This is a genomic window from Pseudomonas sp. MF5691, from assembly GCF_016405645.1.
GTDB classification, from domain to species: Bacteria; Pseudomonadota; Gammaproteobacteria; order Pseudomonadales; family Pseudomonadaceae; genus Aquipseudomonas; species Aquipseudomonas shahriarae.
On the sequence record NZ_JAEKDC010000016.1, the window covers coordinates 95,044 to 109,390 of the forward strand.

At 59.1% G+C, this 14,347-nt stretch carries 16 protein-coding genes; 7 read left to right on the top strand and 9 right to left on the bottom strand.

All coding sequences use genetic code 11. The features are described 5' to 3' along the window. Positions 1–9 precede the first annotated feature (9 nt). The 3 genes from trpD to JFT44_RS21000 all read left to right on the top strand — a co-directional run bounded on the left by trpD (position 10) and on the right by JFT44_RS21000 (position 2,725). Positions 10–1,059, top strand: a complete 1,050-nt coding sequence (trpD, locus tag JFT44_RS20990; protein WP_032858515.1) for an anthranilate phosphoribosyltransferase — start codon at positions 10–12, stop codon at positions 1,057–1,059. Then, positions 1,056–1,892: an indole-3-glycerol phosphate synthase TrpC gene (trpC, locus tag JFT44_RS20995; protein ID WP_198818290.1), complete on the top strand. Its 837-nt coding sequence runs from the start codon at positions 1,056–1,058 to the stop codon at positions 1,890–1,892. Before trpD ends, trpC begins: the two co-directional genes overlap by 4 nt. Before the next feature lie 137 nt (positions 1,893–2,029). Beyond that, complete coding sequence (locus JFT44_RS21000; protein ID WP_057440332.1) at positions 2,030–2,725, top strand: lipoate--protein ligase family protein; 696 nt, start codon at positions 2,030–2,032, stop codon at positions 2,723–2,725. Here the strand turns inward: JFT44_RS21000 and crp are convergent. Beyond that, the gene (gene crp / locus JFT44_RS21005) at positions 2,722–3,366 is read right to left on the bottom strand and encodes a cAMP-activated global transcriptional regulator CRP (protein WP_057440333.1); all 645 of its coding nucleotides are present in this window, start codon (positions 3,364–3,366) and stop codon (positions 2,722–2,724) included. The genes JFT44_RS21000 and crp overlap by 4 nt on opposite strands. Before the next feature lie 233 nt (positions 3,367–3,599). Here crp and JFT44_RS21010 point away from each other — a divergent pair, with 233 nt between their 5' ends. Next, on the top strand, positions 3,600–4,022 hold the full coding sequence (locus JFT44_RS21010; protein WP_005792019.1) for an OsmC family protein: 423 nt from the start codon (positions 3,600–3,602) through the stop codon (positions 4,020–4,022). Positions 4,023–4,078: 56 nt separating this feature from the next. Here JFT44_RS21010 and coq7 read toward each other — a convergent pair whose 3' ends face one another. From coq7 to hemJ, 6 genes are all read right to left on the bottom strand, one after another. Next, a complete protein-coding gene (coq7, locus tag JFT44_RS21015) occupies positions 4,079–4,726 on the bottom strand; it encodes a 2-polyprenyl-3-methyl-6-methoxy-1,4-benzoquinone monooxygenase (RefSeq protein ID WP_029296753.1) in 648 nt (215 codons plus the stop codon). Positions 4,727–4,840: 114 nt separating this feature from the next. After that, positions 4,841–5,179: a histidine triad nucleotide-binding protein gene (locus tag JFT44_RS21020; RefSeq protein ID WP_032858506.1), complete on the bottom strand. Its 339-nt coding sequence runs from the start codon at positions 5,177–5,179 to the stop codon at positions 4,841–4,843. Between the two features lie 46 nt (positions 5,180–5,225). Then, positions 5,226–6,011, bottom strand: a complete 786-nt coding sequence (locus JFT44_RS21025) for an SDR family oxidoreductase (protein WP_057440334.1) — start codon at positions 6,009–6,011, stop codon at positions 5,226–5,228. A gap of 63 nt (positions 6,012–6,074) precedes the next feature. Beyond that, a complete protein-coding gene (locus tag JFT44_RS21030) occupies positions 6,075–7,037 on the bottom strand; it encodes a DUF805 domain-containing protein (RefSeq protein WP_057440335.1) in 963 nt (320 codons plus the stop codon). A 69-nt stretch (positions 7,038–7,106) separates the two neighbouring features. Further along, complete coding sequence (locus tag JFT44_RS21035) at positions 7,107–8,069, bottom strand: nitronate monooxygenase family protein (protein ID WP_057440336.1); 963 nt, start codon at positions 8,067–8,069, stop codon at positions 7,107–7,109. Between the two features lie 35 nt (positions 8,070–8,104). Continuing rightward, entirely contained in the window at positions 8,105–8,533 is a 429-nt protein-coding gene (gene hemJ, locus JFT44_RS21040; RefSeq protein ID WP_057440337.1) for a protoporphyrinogen oxidase HemJ, read from the bottom strand. A gap of 136 nt (positions 8,534–8,669) precedes the next feature. Here hemJ and argC point away from each other — a divergent pair, with 136 nt between their 5' ends. Together argC and erpA are read left to right on the top strand one after the other, a co-directional pair. Continuing rightward, positions 8,670–9,704 (top strand): N-acetyl-gamma-glutamyl-phosphate reductase, encoded by a 1,035-nt coding sequence (gene argC / locus JFT44_RS21045; protein ID WP_198831105.1) that lies wholly within the window; start codon positions 8,670–8,672, stop codon positions 9,702–9,704. A 163-nt stretch (positions 9,705–9,867) separates the two neighbouring features. Then, positions 9,868–10,218, top strand: a complete 351-nt coding sequence (gene erpA, locus JFT44_RS21050; protein ID WP_003176443.1) for an iron-sulfur cluster insertion protein ErpA — start codon at positions 9,868–9,870, stop codon at positions 10,216–10,218. A 68-nt stretch (positions 10,219–10,286) separates the two neighbouring features. Here the strand turns inward: erpA and JFT44_RS21055 are convergent, their stop codons facing one another. Together JFT44_RS21055 and JFT44_RS21060 are read right to left on the bottom strand one after the other, a co-directional pair. After that, positions 10,287–11,378 (bottom strand): anhydro-N-acetylmuramic acid kinase, encoded by a 1,092-nt coding sequence (locus JFT44_RS21055; RefSeq protein ID WP_057960772.1) that lies wholly within the window; start codon positions 11,376–11,378, stop codon positions 10,287–10,289. A 3-nt stretch (positions 11,379–11,381) separates the two neighbouring features. After that, complete coding sequence (locus JFT44_RS21060; RefSeq protein ID WP_057960771.1) at positions 11,382–12,776, bottom strand: peptidoglycan DD-metalloendopeptidase family protein; 1,395 nt, start codon at positions 12,774–12,776, stop codon at positions 11,382–11,384. 210 nt (positions 12,777–12,986) lie between these two features. Here JFT44_RS21060 and tyrS point away from each other — a divergent pair, with 210 nt between their 5' ends. After that, complete coding sequence (gene tyrS / locus JFT44_RS21065) at positions 12,987–14,186, top strand: tyrosine--tRNA ligase (RefSeq protein WP_057960770.1); 1,200 nt, start codon at positions 12,987–12,989, stop codon at positions 14,184–14,186. Positions 14,187–14,347 lie beyond the last annotated feature (161 nt).

Genomic DNA, 14,347 nt, shown 5'->3' on the forward strand with positions numbered 1-14,347 from the left:
GGACTTTCCATGGATATCAAGACTGCCCTGAGCCGTATCGTCGGCCATCTGGACCTGAGCACCGCTGAAATGAGCGATGTCATGCGCGAAATCATGACCGGCCAATGCACCGATGCGCAGATTGGCGCCTTTATGATGGCCATGCGCATGAAGAGCGAGAGCATCGACGAAATTGTCGGCGCCGTCTCGGTGATGCGTGAACTGGCGGACAAGGTCGAACTCAAGACCCTCGACGGCGTGGTCGATGTGGTCGGCACCGGCGGTGACGGTGCGAATATTTTCAACGTTTCGACGGCATCATCCTTTGTCGTAGCCGCTGCCGGCTGCACCGTGGCCAAGCACGGCAACCGCGCGGTATCGGGCAAGAGCGGCAGTGCCGATCTGCTGGAAGCGGCGGGGATCTACCTGAACCTGACCCCGGTGCAGGTGGCGCGCTGCATCGACAACGTCGGTATCGGCTTTATGTTTGCCCAGTCCCACCATGGGGCGATGAAACACGCCGCAGGCCCGCGCAAGGACCTGGGCCTGCGTACCCTGTTCAACATGCTTGGCCCGCTTACGAATCCGGCCGGTGTGAAGCATCAGGTGGTGGGCGTGTTCAGCCAGGCGCTGTGCCGGCCATTGGCCGAAGTCCTGCAGCGCCTGGGCAGCAAACACGTGCTAGTGGTGCACTCCAAGGATGGCCTGGACGAATTCAGCCTGGCGGCCCCAACCTTTGTGGCCGAGTTGAAGAACGATCAGGTCACCGAATATTGGGTCGAGCCAGAAGACCTCGGCATGAAGAGCCAGAGCCTGCATGGCCTGGCGGTAGAAAGCCCGGCGGCGTCCCTTGAATTGATTCGCGATGCCCTGGGGCGTCGCAAGACCGAAAACGGTCAGAAAGCGGCAGAGATGATTGTTCTGAATGCTGGCGCGGCACTTTATGCAGCCGATCACGCCTATAGTCTTACAGAAGGTGTCGCCTTGGCCCACGATGCGCTGCATACGGGGCTGGCTCGCGAAAAGCTCGAAGAGCTGGGAGCATTCACGGCCGTATTCAAGATGGAGAATGAAGGATGAGCGTGCCAACAGTTCTGGAAAACATCCTCGCCCGCAAAGTTGAAGAAGTGGCCGAACGCCGCGCACGGGTGAGCCTGGCCGAGTTGGAAAACCTGGCAAAAAGCGCCGATGCACCGCGCGGTTTTGCCAATGCCCTGATCACCCAGGCCAAGCTCAAGCAGCCAGCGGTGATCGCCGAGATCAAAAAGGCCTCGCCGAGCAAAGGCGTGATCCGCGAGAACTTCGTGCCGGCAGAGATTGCTGCCAGCTATGAGAAGGGCGGGGCAACTTGCCTTTCGGTGTTGACCGATATCGACTATTTCCAGGGTTCCGACGCTTACCTGCAACAAGCCCGCGCCGCGTGCAAGTTGCCGGTGATCCGCAAGGACTTCATGATCGACCCGTACCAGATCGTCGAGGCCCGGGCGTTGGGCGCGGATTGCGTGCTGCTGATCGTTTCGGCGCTGGACGACGTGCAGATGGCCGAGTTGGCGGCGGTTGCCAAAGGCGTGGGCCTGGATGTGCTGGTCGAGGTCCATGACGGTGACGAACTGGAGCGCGCGCTGAAAACCCTCGACACACGACTGGTTGGGGTCAACAACCGCAACCTGCACACCTTTGATGTCAACCTGGAAACCACCCTGGACCTGCTGCCGCGCATTCCTCGTGACCGCCTGGTGATTACCGAGAGCGGGATCGTCAACCGTGCGGATGTGGAGTTGATGGAAATCAGCGACGTGTATTCGTTCCTGGTCGGCGAGACCTTTATGCGTGCGGAGAATCCAGGGGCGGAGTTGCAGCGCCTGTTTTTCCCGGAGCGTGGTCTACCGATCAGTGGTTCGACACTGGATTGATGTGAAACGCGGACACTGTGGGAGCTGGCTTGCCTGCGATAGCATCACCTCGGTGCAACAGAGACACCGAGGCGACAGCATCGCCGGCAAGCCAGCTCCCACATTTTTTTGTGTTTATTCAGAAAGGTAGGTGTTCGATGATCCAACCCGTAGCGATGACCGTTGAAGCAGGCCTTGCCGCCGAGCAGGACTTGCTGGCCGCCGTCTGCGCGGGTGAACAATCCTTCGGCCTGCTGTTCTGGCAGCCCAGCGACCAGGCACTGGTGATGCCTCGCCGTCTGAGTCGTCTGCCCGCCTTTGACGCGGCCAGTCAGGTATCGGCCGCCCACGGTTGGCCGGTGTTGCTGCGGGAAACAGGAGGGGAGCCAGTGCCGCAGTCTGCGGCGACGGTGAATATCGCACTGGTCTACGCGCCACCCCGTAGCGAGGGCGACCAGGGCCGCATCGAGACCGGCTACCTGCGCCTGTGCCAGCCCATTTGCGACTTGCTGACCGAGTTGGGCGGCGATGCCTCTGTGGGCGAAATCGACGGGGCCTTTTGCGATGGCCGCTATAACGTCAATCTCAACGGACGCAAGATGGTCGGTACTGCCCAGCGCTGGCGCCAGAGTGGCGGGCGCCCGGTAGGCCTGGTGCATGGCGCATTGTTGCTGGAGAACCATCGTGAGGAACTGATTGCAGCGGTCAATCGCTTCAATCAGGCGTGCGGCCTCGAGCAGCGGGTGCGTGCCGACAGCCATATCGCCTTGCATGAAGCCTTTGCTGCGCCGGATGCCATCAGCCGCCTCGACGGTTTATACCGGCAGATGCTGGCACAGGTGTTTGCGTACTAGCGAGTGCCGAACACCACCATCGTCTTGCCTTTGACGTGCACCAGGTTGCGCTCTTCCAGATCCTTGAGCACTCGACCGACCATCTCCCGTGAGCAACCGACAATCCGGCCGATTTCCTGGCGCGTAACCTTGATTTGCATGCCGTCTGGATGGGTCATGGCATCCGGCTGCTTGCACAGTTCCAGCAAGCAGCGGGCGACGCGCCCGGTGACGTCGAAGAACGCCAGGTCACCGACTTTGCGCGTGGTGTTGCGCAAGCGCTGGGCAATCTGGCCGCTCAGGGCATAAAGGATGTCCGGATCTTGTTGGGCCAGTTCGCGAAATTTCGCATAGCTGATTTCTGCGACCTCACACTCAATCTTCGCCCGCACCCAGGCGCTGCGCTCCTGTTCTTTCCCCGCTTGTTCAAACAGGCCCAGCTCACCGAAGAAATCACCGGTATTGAGATAGGCGATGATCATTTCGCGACCGTCATCATCCTCGATCAGGATCGTGACTGAACCTTTGATAATGAAAAACAGGGTTTCCGAGCGTTCTCCGGCGCAGATGATGTTCTGCTTGGCCGGATAGCGTTGCCGCTGACAATGGGTCAGTAACTTATCGAGGTTCTTGATCTTGGGTATGGGGGTAATAGCAACCATGGTTGTATCCCGAAAAGACTGCACGGTGTGGTTGGGCTGGTATTTTTATAGAGCGGATCCATCCGGAGGATGGCAATGCGCCATAGATTTGGCGTCAGCTTAACAGACACATTCTGACTCGATCAGGGAATTTACCTATCAAAGTCTGCTGTTGAACGTATTTGGGCAGAACACTGCGCTTGCGGGGGCCTGTGATAAGCTGGCGCCCCTTTTTTAGCAGTGGAGTCTGGGCGATGAAGGCACGCATCCAATGGGCGGGCGAAGCCATGTTCCTCGGTGAGTCGGGCAGTGGCCATGTGGTGGTCATGGATGGCCCGCCGGAAGCTGGTGGCCGCAATCTGGGTGTACGGCCCATGGAAATGCTCCTGCTCGGCGTGGGTGGTTGCAGCAACTTCGATGTGGTCAGCATCTTGAAGAAGTCGCGCCAGGCGGTGGAAAGCTGCGAAGCCTTTTTGGAAGCCGAGCGCGCGACTGAAGACCCGAAGGTGTTCACCAAGATCCATATGCATTTTGTGGTCAAGGGGCGTGCGCTGAAGGAAGCGCAGGTCAAGCGGGCCATCGAGCTGTCGGCGGAGAAGTACTGCTCGGCTTCGATCATGCTCGGCGCGGCAGGTGTGGCCATTACCCATGATTACGAGATCATTGAGTTGGGCTGATCGCAGGATCTTCTGACAAAAAGAAAGGGCGCTTTGCAAGCGCCCTTTTTTGCAGCTCAGATTCGGTAGGTGCTCTTGGTCATGACCTTGGCCATCAGGCTCATGCCAAACCTCACCGGCGCCGGGAAGCGGAAACCGCCGGCATCCAGCGCACTTTCTGCGTGGTGTTCTTCGTCGATACGCATCTGCTCAAGAATCGCCCGGGACTTTTCATCCTCGGCCGGTAGTTGCTCCAGGTGCTCATCCAGGTGTTTGCACACCTGATGTTCGGTCGCGGCGACAAAACCCAGGCTGACCTTGTCGCTGATCAAGCCGGCAGCGGCGCCGATGCCAAACGACAGACCATAAAACAGTGGGTTGAGCACACTGGGGTGGCTGCCCAATTGGCGGATACGTTGTTCACACCAGGCCAAGTGGTCGATTTCTTCCTCAGCCGCGTGCTCCATGGCCGCGCGTACTTGCGGCAGCTTGGCGGTCAGGGCCTGGCCCTGGTAGAGCGCCTGGGCACAGACTTCGCCGGTATGGTTGATGCGCATCAGGCCGGCGACATGACGGGTATCCGTTTCGCTCATTTGTGCTTCGGGTTGCACGATGGCAGGTGACGGGCGATACGGCTGGCCGCTGAAGGGCAGCAGTGTGCGCATGGCTGTGTCGGCCTGCAGCAACAGTCGGTCAATCGGCGAGTAGTGACGTTGGGTAGTCATGCTGACCTCCGGGAAAAATCTCGGCGGTCAGTTTACCGCAAGAGAGGGGCGTGCGTTTGCGCTGGGTCATGCTTCTTGCAGGAGCCGGCAAGCCGGCTCCTGCAATGGCGAGTTTCAGCCGGGTGGCCAGTTCATCTGGCGTTGACCCAGCACATGCATATGAATGTGATAGACGGTCTGGCCGCCATCTTCATTGCAGTTCATCACCACGCGAAAGCCTTTTTCACAGCCTTGTTCCACGGCCAGGCGCTGGGCGGTGAACAGGATGTGTCCAGCCAGGCCCTTGTCTTCTTCCGTCAGGTCGTTGAGGGTGCGGATCGGCTTTTTCGGAATCACCAGGAAATGCACGGGGGCCATTGGCGCAATATCGTGGAAGGCCAGGACCTGGTCATCCTCGTAGATAATCCTCGCGGGTATTTCTCTGTTGATGATCTTGGTGAACAGAGTATCCACAGCTGTTTCTCCATTATGAAAGTGCAGGGTGAGTGTACCCAGCAGGTCAACGCGGGCAATAGGCCTTGTTGATCGCGCCGGCAATCTTGCGGGTCAACCAGCGTGGGCTCAAGCGTGGGCTGAACGCCAGCCAGCGGTTACGGCGACCGGGAACAATGATCGCTTTGTTCTTTGCCAGGGCTCGTACGGTGTGCAGCGCCACTTCTTCCGGGCTCATCAGCTGCTGACGGTCCAGCTTGGCGGTGTCCATCTGTGCGGTGCCGAAGAAGGCAGTGCGGGTCGGGCCGGGGCAGAGCACTGAGACCTTGATACCACAGCTTTTCAGCTCTTCGCGCAGACCTTCGGAGAAGTGCAGTACATAGGCCTTGCTGGCGTAGTAGGTACTCATCCATGGCCCCGGCTGGAAGGCCGCGACGGAGGCGACGTTAAGAATCTGCCCACCACCGTGCAAGGCCATGGAGTTACCCAGCGCATGGCACAGGCGGGTCAGGGCGAGGATGTTGACTTCGATCAGGTCCTGCTCGGTCATCCAGTCCTGGGCCAGGAATGGGCCGCTGGTGCCAATACCGGCACAGTTGACCAGCAAGTCGATCTGCCGCTCGCCTTCTTCCAGCTCCAGCAGGAACCCGGACAGGCGCAGTGGCTCGCCCAGGTCACAGGCGCGGAACAGCACCTCGACGCCAAAACGTTGGGTCAGCTCTATGGCAATACTTTCCAACTGATCACGCTGGCGGGCCACCAGAATCAAGCTGCGGCCGCGACGGGCCAGTGCTTCGGCCAAGGCCAGGCCGATGCCACTGGAGGCACCGGTGATCAGAGCGTAACGGGTCATGCATTTCTCCATCGCAACGCCACCGCGCCTGCGACAGATGCGTCACAGGCGTGGGGCGTTTCTTCATTCTTGCGGAGAGTCTACAGGTTCGGCCGCATCGTCAGCACTTTGCACATCTTCTTCACCGGCGATGACGCTCTGGTCAGCTTCTTCATCGGTGGACATGGAGCTGCTTTCGTAGCCACTGTCCACGCTGGTTTCGAGCTGGTCCAGGTAACCGCCCATGGCCAGCATCACTGCGGCGGCGAATATCAATGGGAGCATCGCCAGCCACAGGGTGGCCAGGACCTTTACTGCGGTCGAGTTGCGTGGCGGTGGTGCACCATATTGGTTGGCGCCTGCATTGCCGGGCAGCACGATCAACAGGATCGGGAAAATGCTGCCCACGATCGGCACCAGGTTCAGGAACCATAACCAGCCGGACCAGCCCAGGTCATGCAGGCGCTGCACGGTGATCAGGACGCTCATCCACACCGATGCCACGAGCAAGACCAGACCAAGCAGTGAACCAATGATGATCGCCGCAGTGGGAGATGCCGCGGCAATACCCACGCCCACGGTGAACAAGGCGCCCACGATGGCGAACAGCGCCAGGCTCAGGACCAGGGTCCAGGCCAGGAAACGCAGGCGCCCGATACGGCCGTTGACGGTGAACACGTTGAGGGTGGAAAACTCTGGAAGGTCATCCCCCACGGCTGCGCGCGGTGGTGCATACGGCGAGGTGGCCGGGCGCGAAAAATCGGAGGCGCCGGAGTCGGTCTCGTGGGTTTCAGCCAGGTTGAAAGCCACAGGCTGTTCAGCTTCGATGCGCGCATCCACCCCGGCGTTTTTCAGGGCGGCCAGGTAGGTTTCGGCATCGGGGCGAGACAGGTCGCGCTTGAGGGCGACTGGACGCCCGGTGAAGAGCTTTTCGATCGCCTCGACTTCGCTTTTGAACAATTCGGCCAGGTTCAGCTTGGCGGTGGTGCTTTCGACACCCGGGAGCAAGGCTCCATCAAACACAATCTTGAAACGGTTGTCGCTCATGCAGGCATCCTTGTCACTTTTCAGGGGGGTAATGCTGGCCTGCCTCATTCGGCAGGCCTGGCGGGTGGGTCAGCGCGGCCAGCGCAATTGTGCTGCGTGCTCGCGCGCCTTGCGGTATTCGGCATCAAGGCGGGCAACCAGTTCATCGACACTGGGTAAATCGTCAATCTCACCGACGCCTTGGCCGGCGGACCATACGGTCTTCCAGGCTTTGGCCTCGTCGCTGAGTGGTTTGAGCTTGGAGCCAAAGTTGACTTCGCCCTTGCCTTGCAGGGCGGCGAGGTCGAAACCGGCGTTTTCCAGACTCTGGCGCATAAAGCTTGCAGGCACGCCGGACACCGCCGGAGTGTGCACGATATCGGCTGCACGCGATGTGAGCAGCATCTCTTTATAGGCATCGGGGGCGTGGCTTTCGGTGGTGGCGATAAAGCGCGTGCCGAAATACGCGAGATCAGCCCCGAGCAATTGCGCGGCGAGGATTTCGTGCCCATGGTTCAGGCAGCCGGCCAGCAACAGGGTCTTGTCGAAGAACTGGCGAATTTCGGCGACCAGCGAAAACGGACTCCAAGTGCCGGCGTGGCCACCAGCCCCTGCCGCCACCGCGATCAGCCCATCGACCCCGGCTTCGGCGGCCTTTTCGGCATGGCGCCGAGTGGTGACGTCGTGGAACACCAGGCCGCCGTAGCTGTGTACGGCGTCTACCAATTCCTTGACCGCGCCCAGGCTGGTGATAACGATCGGCACCTTGTGCTCGACGCAAATCGCCAGGTCAGCCTCAAGGCGCGGGTTGCTGTGGTGCACGATCAGGTTGACCGCGTAGGGCGCAGGGTTGTCCAGCAGCGCCAGGCCCGCTTCGATTTCTTCCAGCCAGGCCTTGAAGCCACTGCTTTCACGCTGGTTGAGTGCCGGAAAGCTCCCGACCACGCCATTGCGGCAGCACGCCAGGACCAGTTGCGGATTGGAAATCAGGAACATCGGCGCAGCCACCACGGGCAGGCGCAGACGTTGTTCAAGCAAAGCGGGCAGCGACATTGGAAGTACCCCGGATTAAGTGCGGCTAAGTAGAGTTAGAACGGCTTGACGACGACCAAAATTACAATAGCCAGCAATATCAGAACCGGCACTTCATTGAACCAGCGATAAAAGACATGGCTGCGGGTGTTTTCGCCACGAGCAAAACGTTTTACCTGAGCGCCACACATATGGTGGTAACCGATCAGGATCACCACCAGGGTCAGCTTGGCGTGCATCCAGCCACCCTGGCTGAAGATGCTCGGGTTAAGGCTGATCAACCAGATGCCGAATACCAGCGTGGCGATCATCGACGGCAGCATGATGCCCTTGTACAGCTTGCGCTCCATGATGCAGAAGCGTTCCTGGCTGACGGCATCCTGGCTTTGTGCGTGGTAGACGAACAGGCGCGGCAGGTAAAACAGCCCGGCAAACCAGCAGACAATGCTGACGATATGGAAGGCTTTGAGCCATAGATAAAGCATTTTTAGTTATTCCCAGGTTCACGGTAACTGGAGATAGTAGAGGTTAGAGCGTGCGTACGTCACCTTGACGGTTGTCGCAGAACGATACGGCCCCTATTATCGACGGCTTTCCAGTGGGTTCGTTGAGGGCAGGTTTATGGTCAAGGTCGGTATCGTCGGCGGCACGGGTTACACCGGTGTCGAATTGCTGCGTCTGTTGGCTCAGCATCCGCAAGCTGAGGTAGTGGTCATTACCTCCCGATCCGAGGCCGGCCTGGCCGTTGCCGATATGTACCCCAACCTGCGCGGCCATTACGACGGCCTGGCGTTCAGCGTTCCGGATATCAAGACCCTGGGCGCCTGCGATGTGGTGTTTTTCGCGACCCCCCACGGTGTTGCCCATGCGTTGGCCGGCGAGCTGCTGGCCGCAGGGACCAAGGTCATTGACCTCTCGGCGGACTTCCGTTTGCAGGATGCCGATGAGTGGGCCAAGTGGTACGGTCAGCCCCATGGTGCTCCAGAGCTGCTTGAAGAGGCGGTGTACGGCTTGCCAGAGGTTAATCGTGAGCAGATCAAGCAGGCGCGTCTGATCGCCGTGCCGGGTTGCTATCCGACGGCTACGCAGCTGGGTTTCCTACCGCTGCTGGAAGCTGGCCTGGCGGACGCCTCGCGCCTGATTGCCGACTGCAAGTCGGGCGTCAGCGGCGCTGGTCGCGGTGCAGCAGTAGGCTCCTTGTACTCCGAGACCTCGGAAAGCATGAAGGCGTATGCCGTAAAGGGGCATCGCCATCTGCCGGAAATTCGCCAGGGGCTGCGGCGTGCGGCGGACAGTGACGTCGGTCTGACGTTCGTGCCGCACCTGACCCCGATGATCCGGGGGATTCACTCGACACTGTATGCAACGGTCGTGGATCGCTCGGTGGATCTGCAGGCATTGTTTGAAAAGCGTTATGCCAATGAGCCGTTCGTCGATGTAATGCCTGCCGGTAGTCACCCGGAAACCCGCAGCGTGCGCGGTGCCAACGTGTGCCGGATTGCCGTGCATCGTCCGCAGGATGGCGACTTGGTGGTGGTGCTGTCGGTTATCGATAATCTGGTCAAGGGCGCCTCGGGCCAGGCTGTGCAGAACATGAACATCTTGTTCGGCCTTGATGAGAAGCTCGGTTTGTCCCACGCCGGCATGCTGCCTTAAGGCGTTGGCTGCTGTGCAAAAGGCCCGTTGATCGGGCCTTTCGTGTTTTTAAGGGCCGCCGGGCAGATTGATATACCGTAACAATAGTTGACCGCTTTTCTAGGAGAAGCGGATAATGGCGGTCATCACGCATATGGCGGCGCTACGCCGGGAGATTATCAGCATGAGCGTTGAATCCTTCACCCCCACGGCTTTGCAATTCACCCACGGTGCTGCGCACAAGGTGAAGAGCCTGGTCGATGAAGAGGGTAATGATCGCTTGAAGCTGCGCGTATTCGTTACGGGCGGCGGTTGTTCAGGGTTTCAGTACGGCTTCACCTTCGATGAAGATGTGGCTGACGACGACACCATTGTCGAGCGCGAAGGCGTAAGCCTGGTCGTGGATCCGATGAGCTTCCAGTACTTGGCAGGTGCCGAGGTGGACTACCAGGAAGGTTTGGAAGGCTCACGCTTTGTGATCAAGAACCCGAATGCCACCACGACGTGTGGTTGCGGTTCGTCTTTCTCGATCTGATCAGTAGCGGATTAAGCAAAACGCCGCTTGGCTCTTATGGGGCCAAGCGGCGTTTTGCTATCTGCGTTTCAGGCGGGGTAGATCGCGCCAAGTACGCGAAGACCGCGGGCGCCTGTCACGCTGGGACGGTTGGCGGCGATACCTTCCAGGCAGCAATGGGCCAGCCAGGCGAAGGCCATGGCTTCCACCCAGTCGGGGTCTACACCGTGGGTGGCGGTGCTGCTGACACGGGTGGTCGGTAGCATGGCGGCGAGGCGGTTCATCAGCGTCGAGTTATGGGCGCCGCCGCCACACACCAGCAGGGTTTCGGTTTGCGGCTGTGCGGTTTTCAACGACTCGACGATGGTCTGTGCGGTCAGTTCCAGCAGCGTGGCCTGGATATCCTGGGCATTGAACGATGGCAGTCGACCGAGGTGGTGTTCCAGCCAAGGCAGGTTGAAGACTTCGCGCCCAGTGCTTTTCGGCCCCTTGGTCAGGAAGAAGGGGTCGCTGAGCAAAGCGTTAAGCAACTGTGGCTCGACCTTTCCCGTCGCGGCCCATTGGCCGTCGCGGTCAAAGTTTTCGCCTCGTTGCTGGTGAATCCAGGCGTCGAGCAGAACGTTGCCCGGGCCGCAGTCAAAACCCGCTACGGGTTTGCCGGTCTCGATCAGGCTCAGATTGCTGAAACCGCCGACATTCAGTACTGCGCGGTTGCCAGTAGCCTCGCCGAACAGCGCTTCGTGAAAGGCGGGCACCAGTGGTGCGCCCTGGCCGCCGGCGGCTACATCGCGGCTGCGAAAGTCGCTGACGACGGTTATTCCGGTCAGTTCGGTCAGTAGGGCGGGGTTGCCAATCTGCACGGTGAAACCGCGGGCGGGCTCGTGGCGAATGGTCTGCCCATGGCTGCCAATCGCACGGATGTCGTGGTGAGTGAGTTGCTGCTGCTCAAGCACGGCATGAATGCCCTGGGCTGCGAGCGTTACCCAGCTTTGCTGGGCAATCGCCGAGCGTGCAATTTCATCCGGGCCACTGGCGCAAAGGCCCAGCAGCTCGGCGCGCAGGGATTCAGGCATGGGGATGTAATGTGTGGCGATCAACTTGACCGCCGTATCTTGCTCGATCAGCGCTATGTCCAGGCCATCAAGGCTGGTCCCGGACATGACACCTATATAGAGCGCCATCGCTTAGCGCTTCGCCGAAGCCAGCATGGTGGCGCGTTCCTGGTCCATGCGTGCCATCAGCGGTTGGCTTTGCTGAAGGAAGCGTGCGCGCTCGGCCTTGGCGATCGGGTCGGCCATCGGCAGCTTCTGGCCCAGGGGGTCGACGTGCACGCCGTTGACCTGGAACTCATAGTGCAGGTGCGGGCCGGTGGATAGGCCGGTGGTGCCGATATAGCCAATCACTTGGCCTTGCTTGACGTTGCCGCCGGTCTTCACGCCTTTGGCAAAGCCTTGCATGTGCCCATAAAGCGTACGGTAGCTGTTGCCGTGCTGGATGATAACGGTGTTGCCGTAGCCACCACGGCGCCCGGCCAGCAGTACCTTGCCGTCGCCGGCCGCTTTGATCGGCGTGCCGCGCGGTGCTGCATAGTCCACGCCTTTGTGGGCACGGATTTTGTTCAGAATTGGATGCTTGCGACCCATGGAGAAACGCGAGCTAATACGGGCGAAGTCAACTGGAGTACGGATGAAGGCCTTGCGCATGCTATTGCCGTCGGCGGTGTAGTAGCTGCTATTGCCTTGTTTGTTGGTGTAACGCACGGCAGTGTAGGTCTTGCCGCGGTTGGTGAAGCGCGCCGAGAGGATATTGCCGGTACCGACAACCTTGCCGTTGGCCACCTTTTGCTCGTAGATCACATCGAATTCGTCACCCTGGCGAATGTCCTGAGCGAAGTCGATGTCGTAGCCAAATACGCTGGCCATGTCCATGGTCATGCTATGGGACAGGCCCGCGCGAGCTGCGGACTGGGACAGCGAGCTATTGATCACGCCGTGGATGTAGGCGGAGCGCACCACTGGCTTGGTGGTCACGCGATTGAAGGCAAAGCCCTTGGCGCCTCTGGTCAGGGTGATGCTTTCGAGGTGGTTGAGCTTGGTGTGCAGAGTGGTCAGTTGGCCTTCAGGGCTCAGCTCGAACTCAAGCTTTTGGCCACTCTTGAGCTGGGTGAATTGCTTGGCTTGCTTATCGCTGGCCAGCACATCGCTAACGGTGGTGGCGGGTAGGCCGACCTTTTCAAATAGCGTCGACAGCGTATCGCCTTTGGCCACGACCACTTCGCGATGCACGGGGCCTTTCGCTACCTGAGCGGTTTGTTTGGTGTCGTCTGGGCTTTCTTCAATCTGCGCAAATGGCGACTCTGCGCTCGCGGTTGTGGCTTGTTGCGCGTCAGAAGCGTCTTGATCTTGTGTCAGTTGTTCAACCGGACTCTCCAAGTCAAGACTCAGGGTCGTTCGTTTGGCTTCTACGTCACTGGAAGGGAATACCAGGAGTGCCAGGCTTAGAAGGGCGGCGATACCACTTGCGGCGAGCAGGTGGGTCTTCGGGTAAAGCGGTGGCGCTTTAGACGGTTCAGTGGTCATAGGTAATTTTGACTTTGAAAAGGTGAAATGGAAAAGATGAATGACATGATGAAGATGAAATAACTGTATAAAATATAACCAAATCATCTGTGGCGCAAGCTTGCGAATGCCGGGCTCGCCGAATGGTGTCCGTTTGCAGGGCAAAACTTGTAATTAGTCCCTGATCTTGTATGGTTGGTTCCCTTTGAATCTGAGCCTTGCGGGTCTGTTATGAAGTCGGTTGAAGAGCAGCTAGCGCTGATCAAACGTGGTGCGGAAGAACTGTTGGTCGAGGCCGAGCTGATCGAAAAGCTCAAGCGTGGCCAACCCCTGCGTATTAAGGCTGGCTTTGATCCGACGGCACCGGATCTGCACCTGGGTCACACCGTGCTTATTAATAAGCTGCGCCAGTTCCAGGAGTTGGGGCATCAGGTGATCTTCCTTATAGGTGATTTCACCGGGATGATCGGTGATCCGAGTGGTAAGAGCGCCACGCGCCCGCCGCTGACCCGTGAGCAGGTTCTCGATAATGCCGAGACCTACAAGACCCAGGTTTTCAAGATTCTCGATCCGGCCAAGACCGAAGTGGCTTTCAACTCCACCTGGATGGATCTGATGGGGCCGGCGGATTTCATTCGCCTGACGTCCCAGTACACCGTTGCGCGGATGCTTGAGCGCGATGACTTCGATAAGCGCTACTCCACCAATCAGCCTATTGCGATACATGAGTTCCTATACCCGTTGGTTCAAGGGTATGACTCGGTAGCGTTGCGGGCGGACGTTGAGCTGGGCGGTACTGATCAGAAGTTCAACCTGTTGATGGGGCGTGAGCTGCAGCGTGCGTATGGCCAGGAGGCTCAGTGCATTCTGACTATGCCGTTGCTGGAAGGCTTGGATGGCGTCAAGAAGATGTCCAAGTCACTGGGCAACTACGTCGGTATCCAGGAAGCGCCGGGGGTGATGTACGGCAAGTTGGTTTCTATCCCTGATGCGCTGATGTGGCGTTATTTCGAGCTGTTGAGCTTCCGCTCGATGGATGAGATCAACGCGTTGCGTGCTGACGTGGAGGCGGGTGCGAATCCTCGGGACGTCAAGATCAAGCTGGCGGAAGAGATTGTTGCGCGTTTCCATGGCGAGGAGGCTGCGGCCAGTGCTCACCGTGCGGCGGGCAATCGTATGAAGGATGGCGAGCTGCCGGATGATCTGCCTGAGATCGAATTGACTGCTGGTGAGGCGATGCCGATTGCGGCCGTCCTTAATAAGGCGGGCCTGGTGAAGAACTCGGCGGTTGCACGTGACCTTCTGGGTTCCGGTGGTGTGCGTATAGATGGTGAGGTTGTCGATCGCACCTTTATATACGAGCTGGGTGCGACCCACGTTTGCCAGGCCGGCAAGAAGGCATTTGCGCGTATTACGCTTAAATCCGAATAAACCTGAAATTAACTGTTGACGGCGATTTATATCTGTCTATAATTCGCCCCACTTCCGGCGCAGTCGAAACGGAAAACTCCTTGGTAAACAAAGAGTTACGCAGAATTCGACAGCGAGTTGCTTCAGTTCATCGAAGCCCAGAAGGAGTTGGTAGAGCAGTG

What these genes read in the sequence shown, in the direction of transcription:
- trpC (WP_198818290.1), top strand. Translation starts at nt 1,056, where the DNA reads ATGAGCGTGCCAACAGTTCTGGAAAACATCCTCGCCCGCAAAGTTGAA.
- JFT44_RS21060 (WP_057960771.1), bottom strand. Translation starts at nt 12,776, where the DNA reads ATGACCACTGAACCGTCTAAAGCGCCACCGCTTTACCCGAAGACCCAC.
- JFT44_RS21025 (WP_057440334.1), bottom strand. Translation starts at nt 6,011, where the DNA reads ATGACCCGTTACGCTCTGATCACCGGTGCCTCCAGTGGCATCGGCCTG.
- JFT44_RS21030 (WP_057440335.1), bottom strand. Translation starts at nt 7,037, where the DNA reads ATGAGCGACAACCGTTTCAAGATTGTGTTTGATGGAGCCTTGCTCCCG.
- JFT44_RS21055 (WP_057960772.1), bottom strand. Translation starts at nt 11,378, where the DNA reads ATGGCGCTCTATATAGGTGTCATGTCCGGGACCAGCCTTGATGGCCTG.
- JFT44_RS21010 (WP_005792019.1), top strand. Translation starts at nt 3,600, where the DNA reads ATGAAGGCACGCATCCAATGGGCGGGCGAAGCCATGTTCCTCGGTGAG.
- tyrS (WP_057960770.1), top strand. Translation starts at nt 12,987, where the DNA reads ATGAAGTCGGTTGAAGAGCAGCTAGCGCTGATCAAACGTGGTGCGGAA.
- argC (WP_198831105.1), top strand. Translation starts at nt 8,670, where the DNA reads ATGGTCAAGGTCGGTATCGTCGGCGGCACGGGTTACACCGGTGTCGAA.
- crp (WP_057440333.1), bottom strand. Translation starts at nt 3,366, where the DNA reads ATGGTTGCTATTACCCCCATACCCAAGATCAAGAACCTCGATAAGTTA.
- erpA (WP_003176443.1), top strand. Translation starts at nt 9,868, where the DNA reads ATGAGCGTTGAATCCTTCACCCCCACGGCTTTGCAATTCACCCACGGT.
- JFT44_RS21000 (WP_057440332.1), top strand. Translation starts at nt 2,030, where the DNA reads ATGATCCAACCCGTAGCGATGACCGTTGAAGCAGGCCTTGCCGCCGAG.
- hemJ (WP_057440337.1), bottom strand. Translation starts at nt 8,533, where the DNA reads ATGCTTTATCTATGGCTCAAAGCCTTCCATATCGTCAGCATTGTCTGC.
- coq7 (WP_029296753.1), bottom strand. Translation starts at nt 4,726, where the DNA reads ATGACTACCCAACGTCACTACTCGCCGATTGACCGACTGTTGCTGCAG.
- trpD (WP_032858515.1), top strand. Translation starts at nt 10, where the DNA reads ATGGATATCAAGACTGCCCTGAGCCGTATCGTCGGCCATCTGGACCTG.
- JFT44_RS21035 (WP_057440336.1), bottom strand. Translation starts at nt 8,069, where the DNA reads ATGTCGCTGCCCGCTTTGCTTGAACAACGTCTGCGCCTGCCCGTGGTG.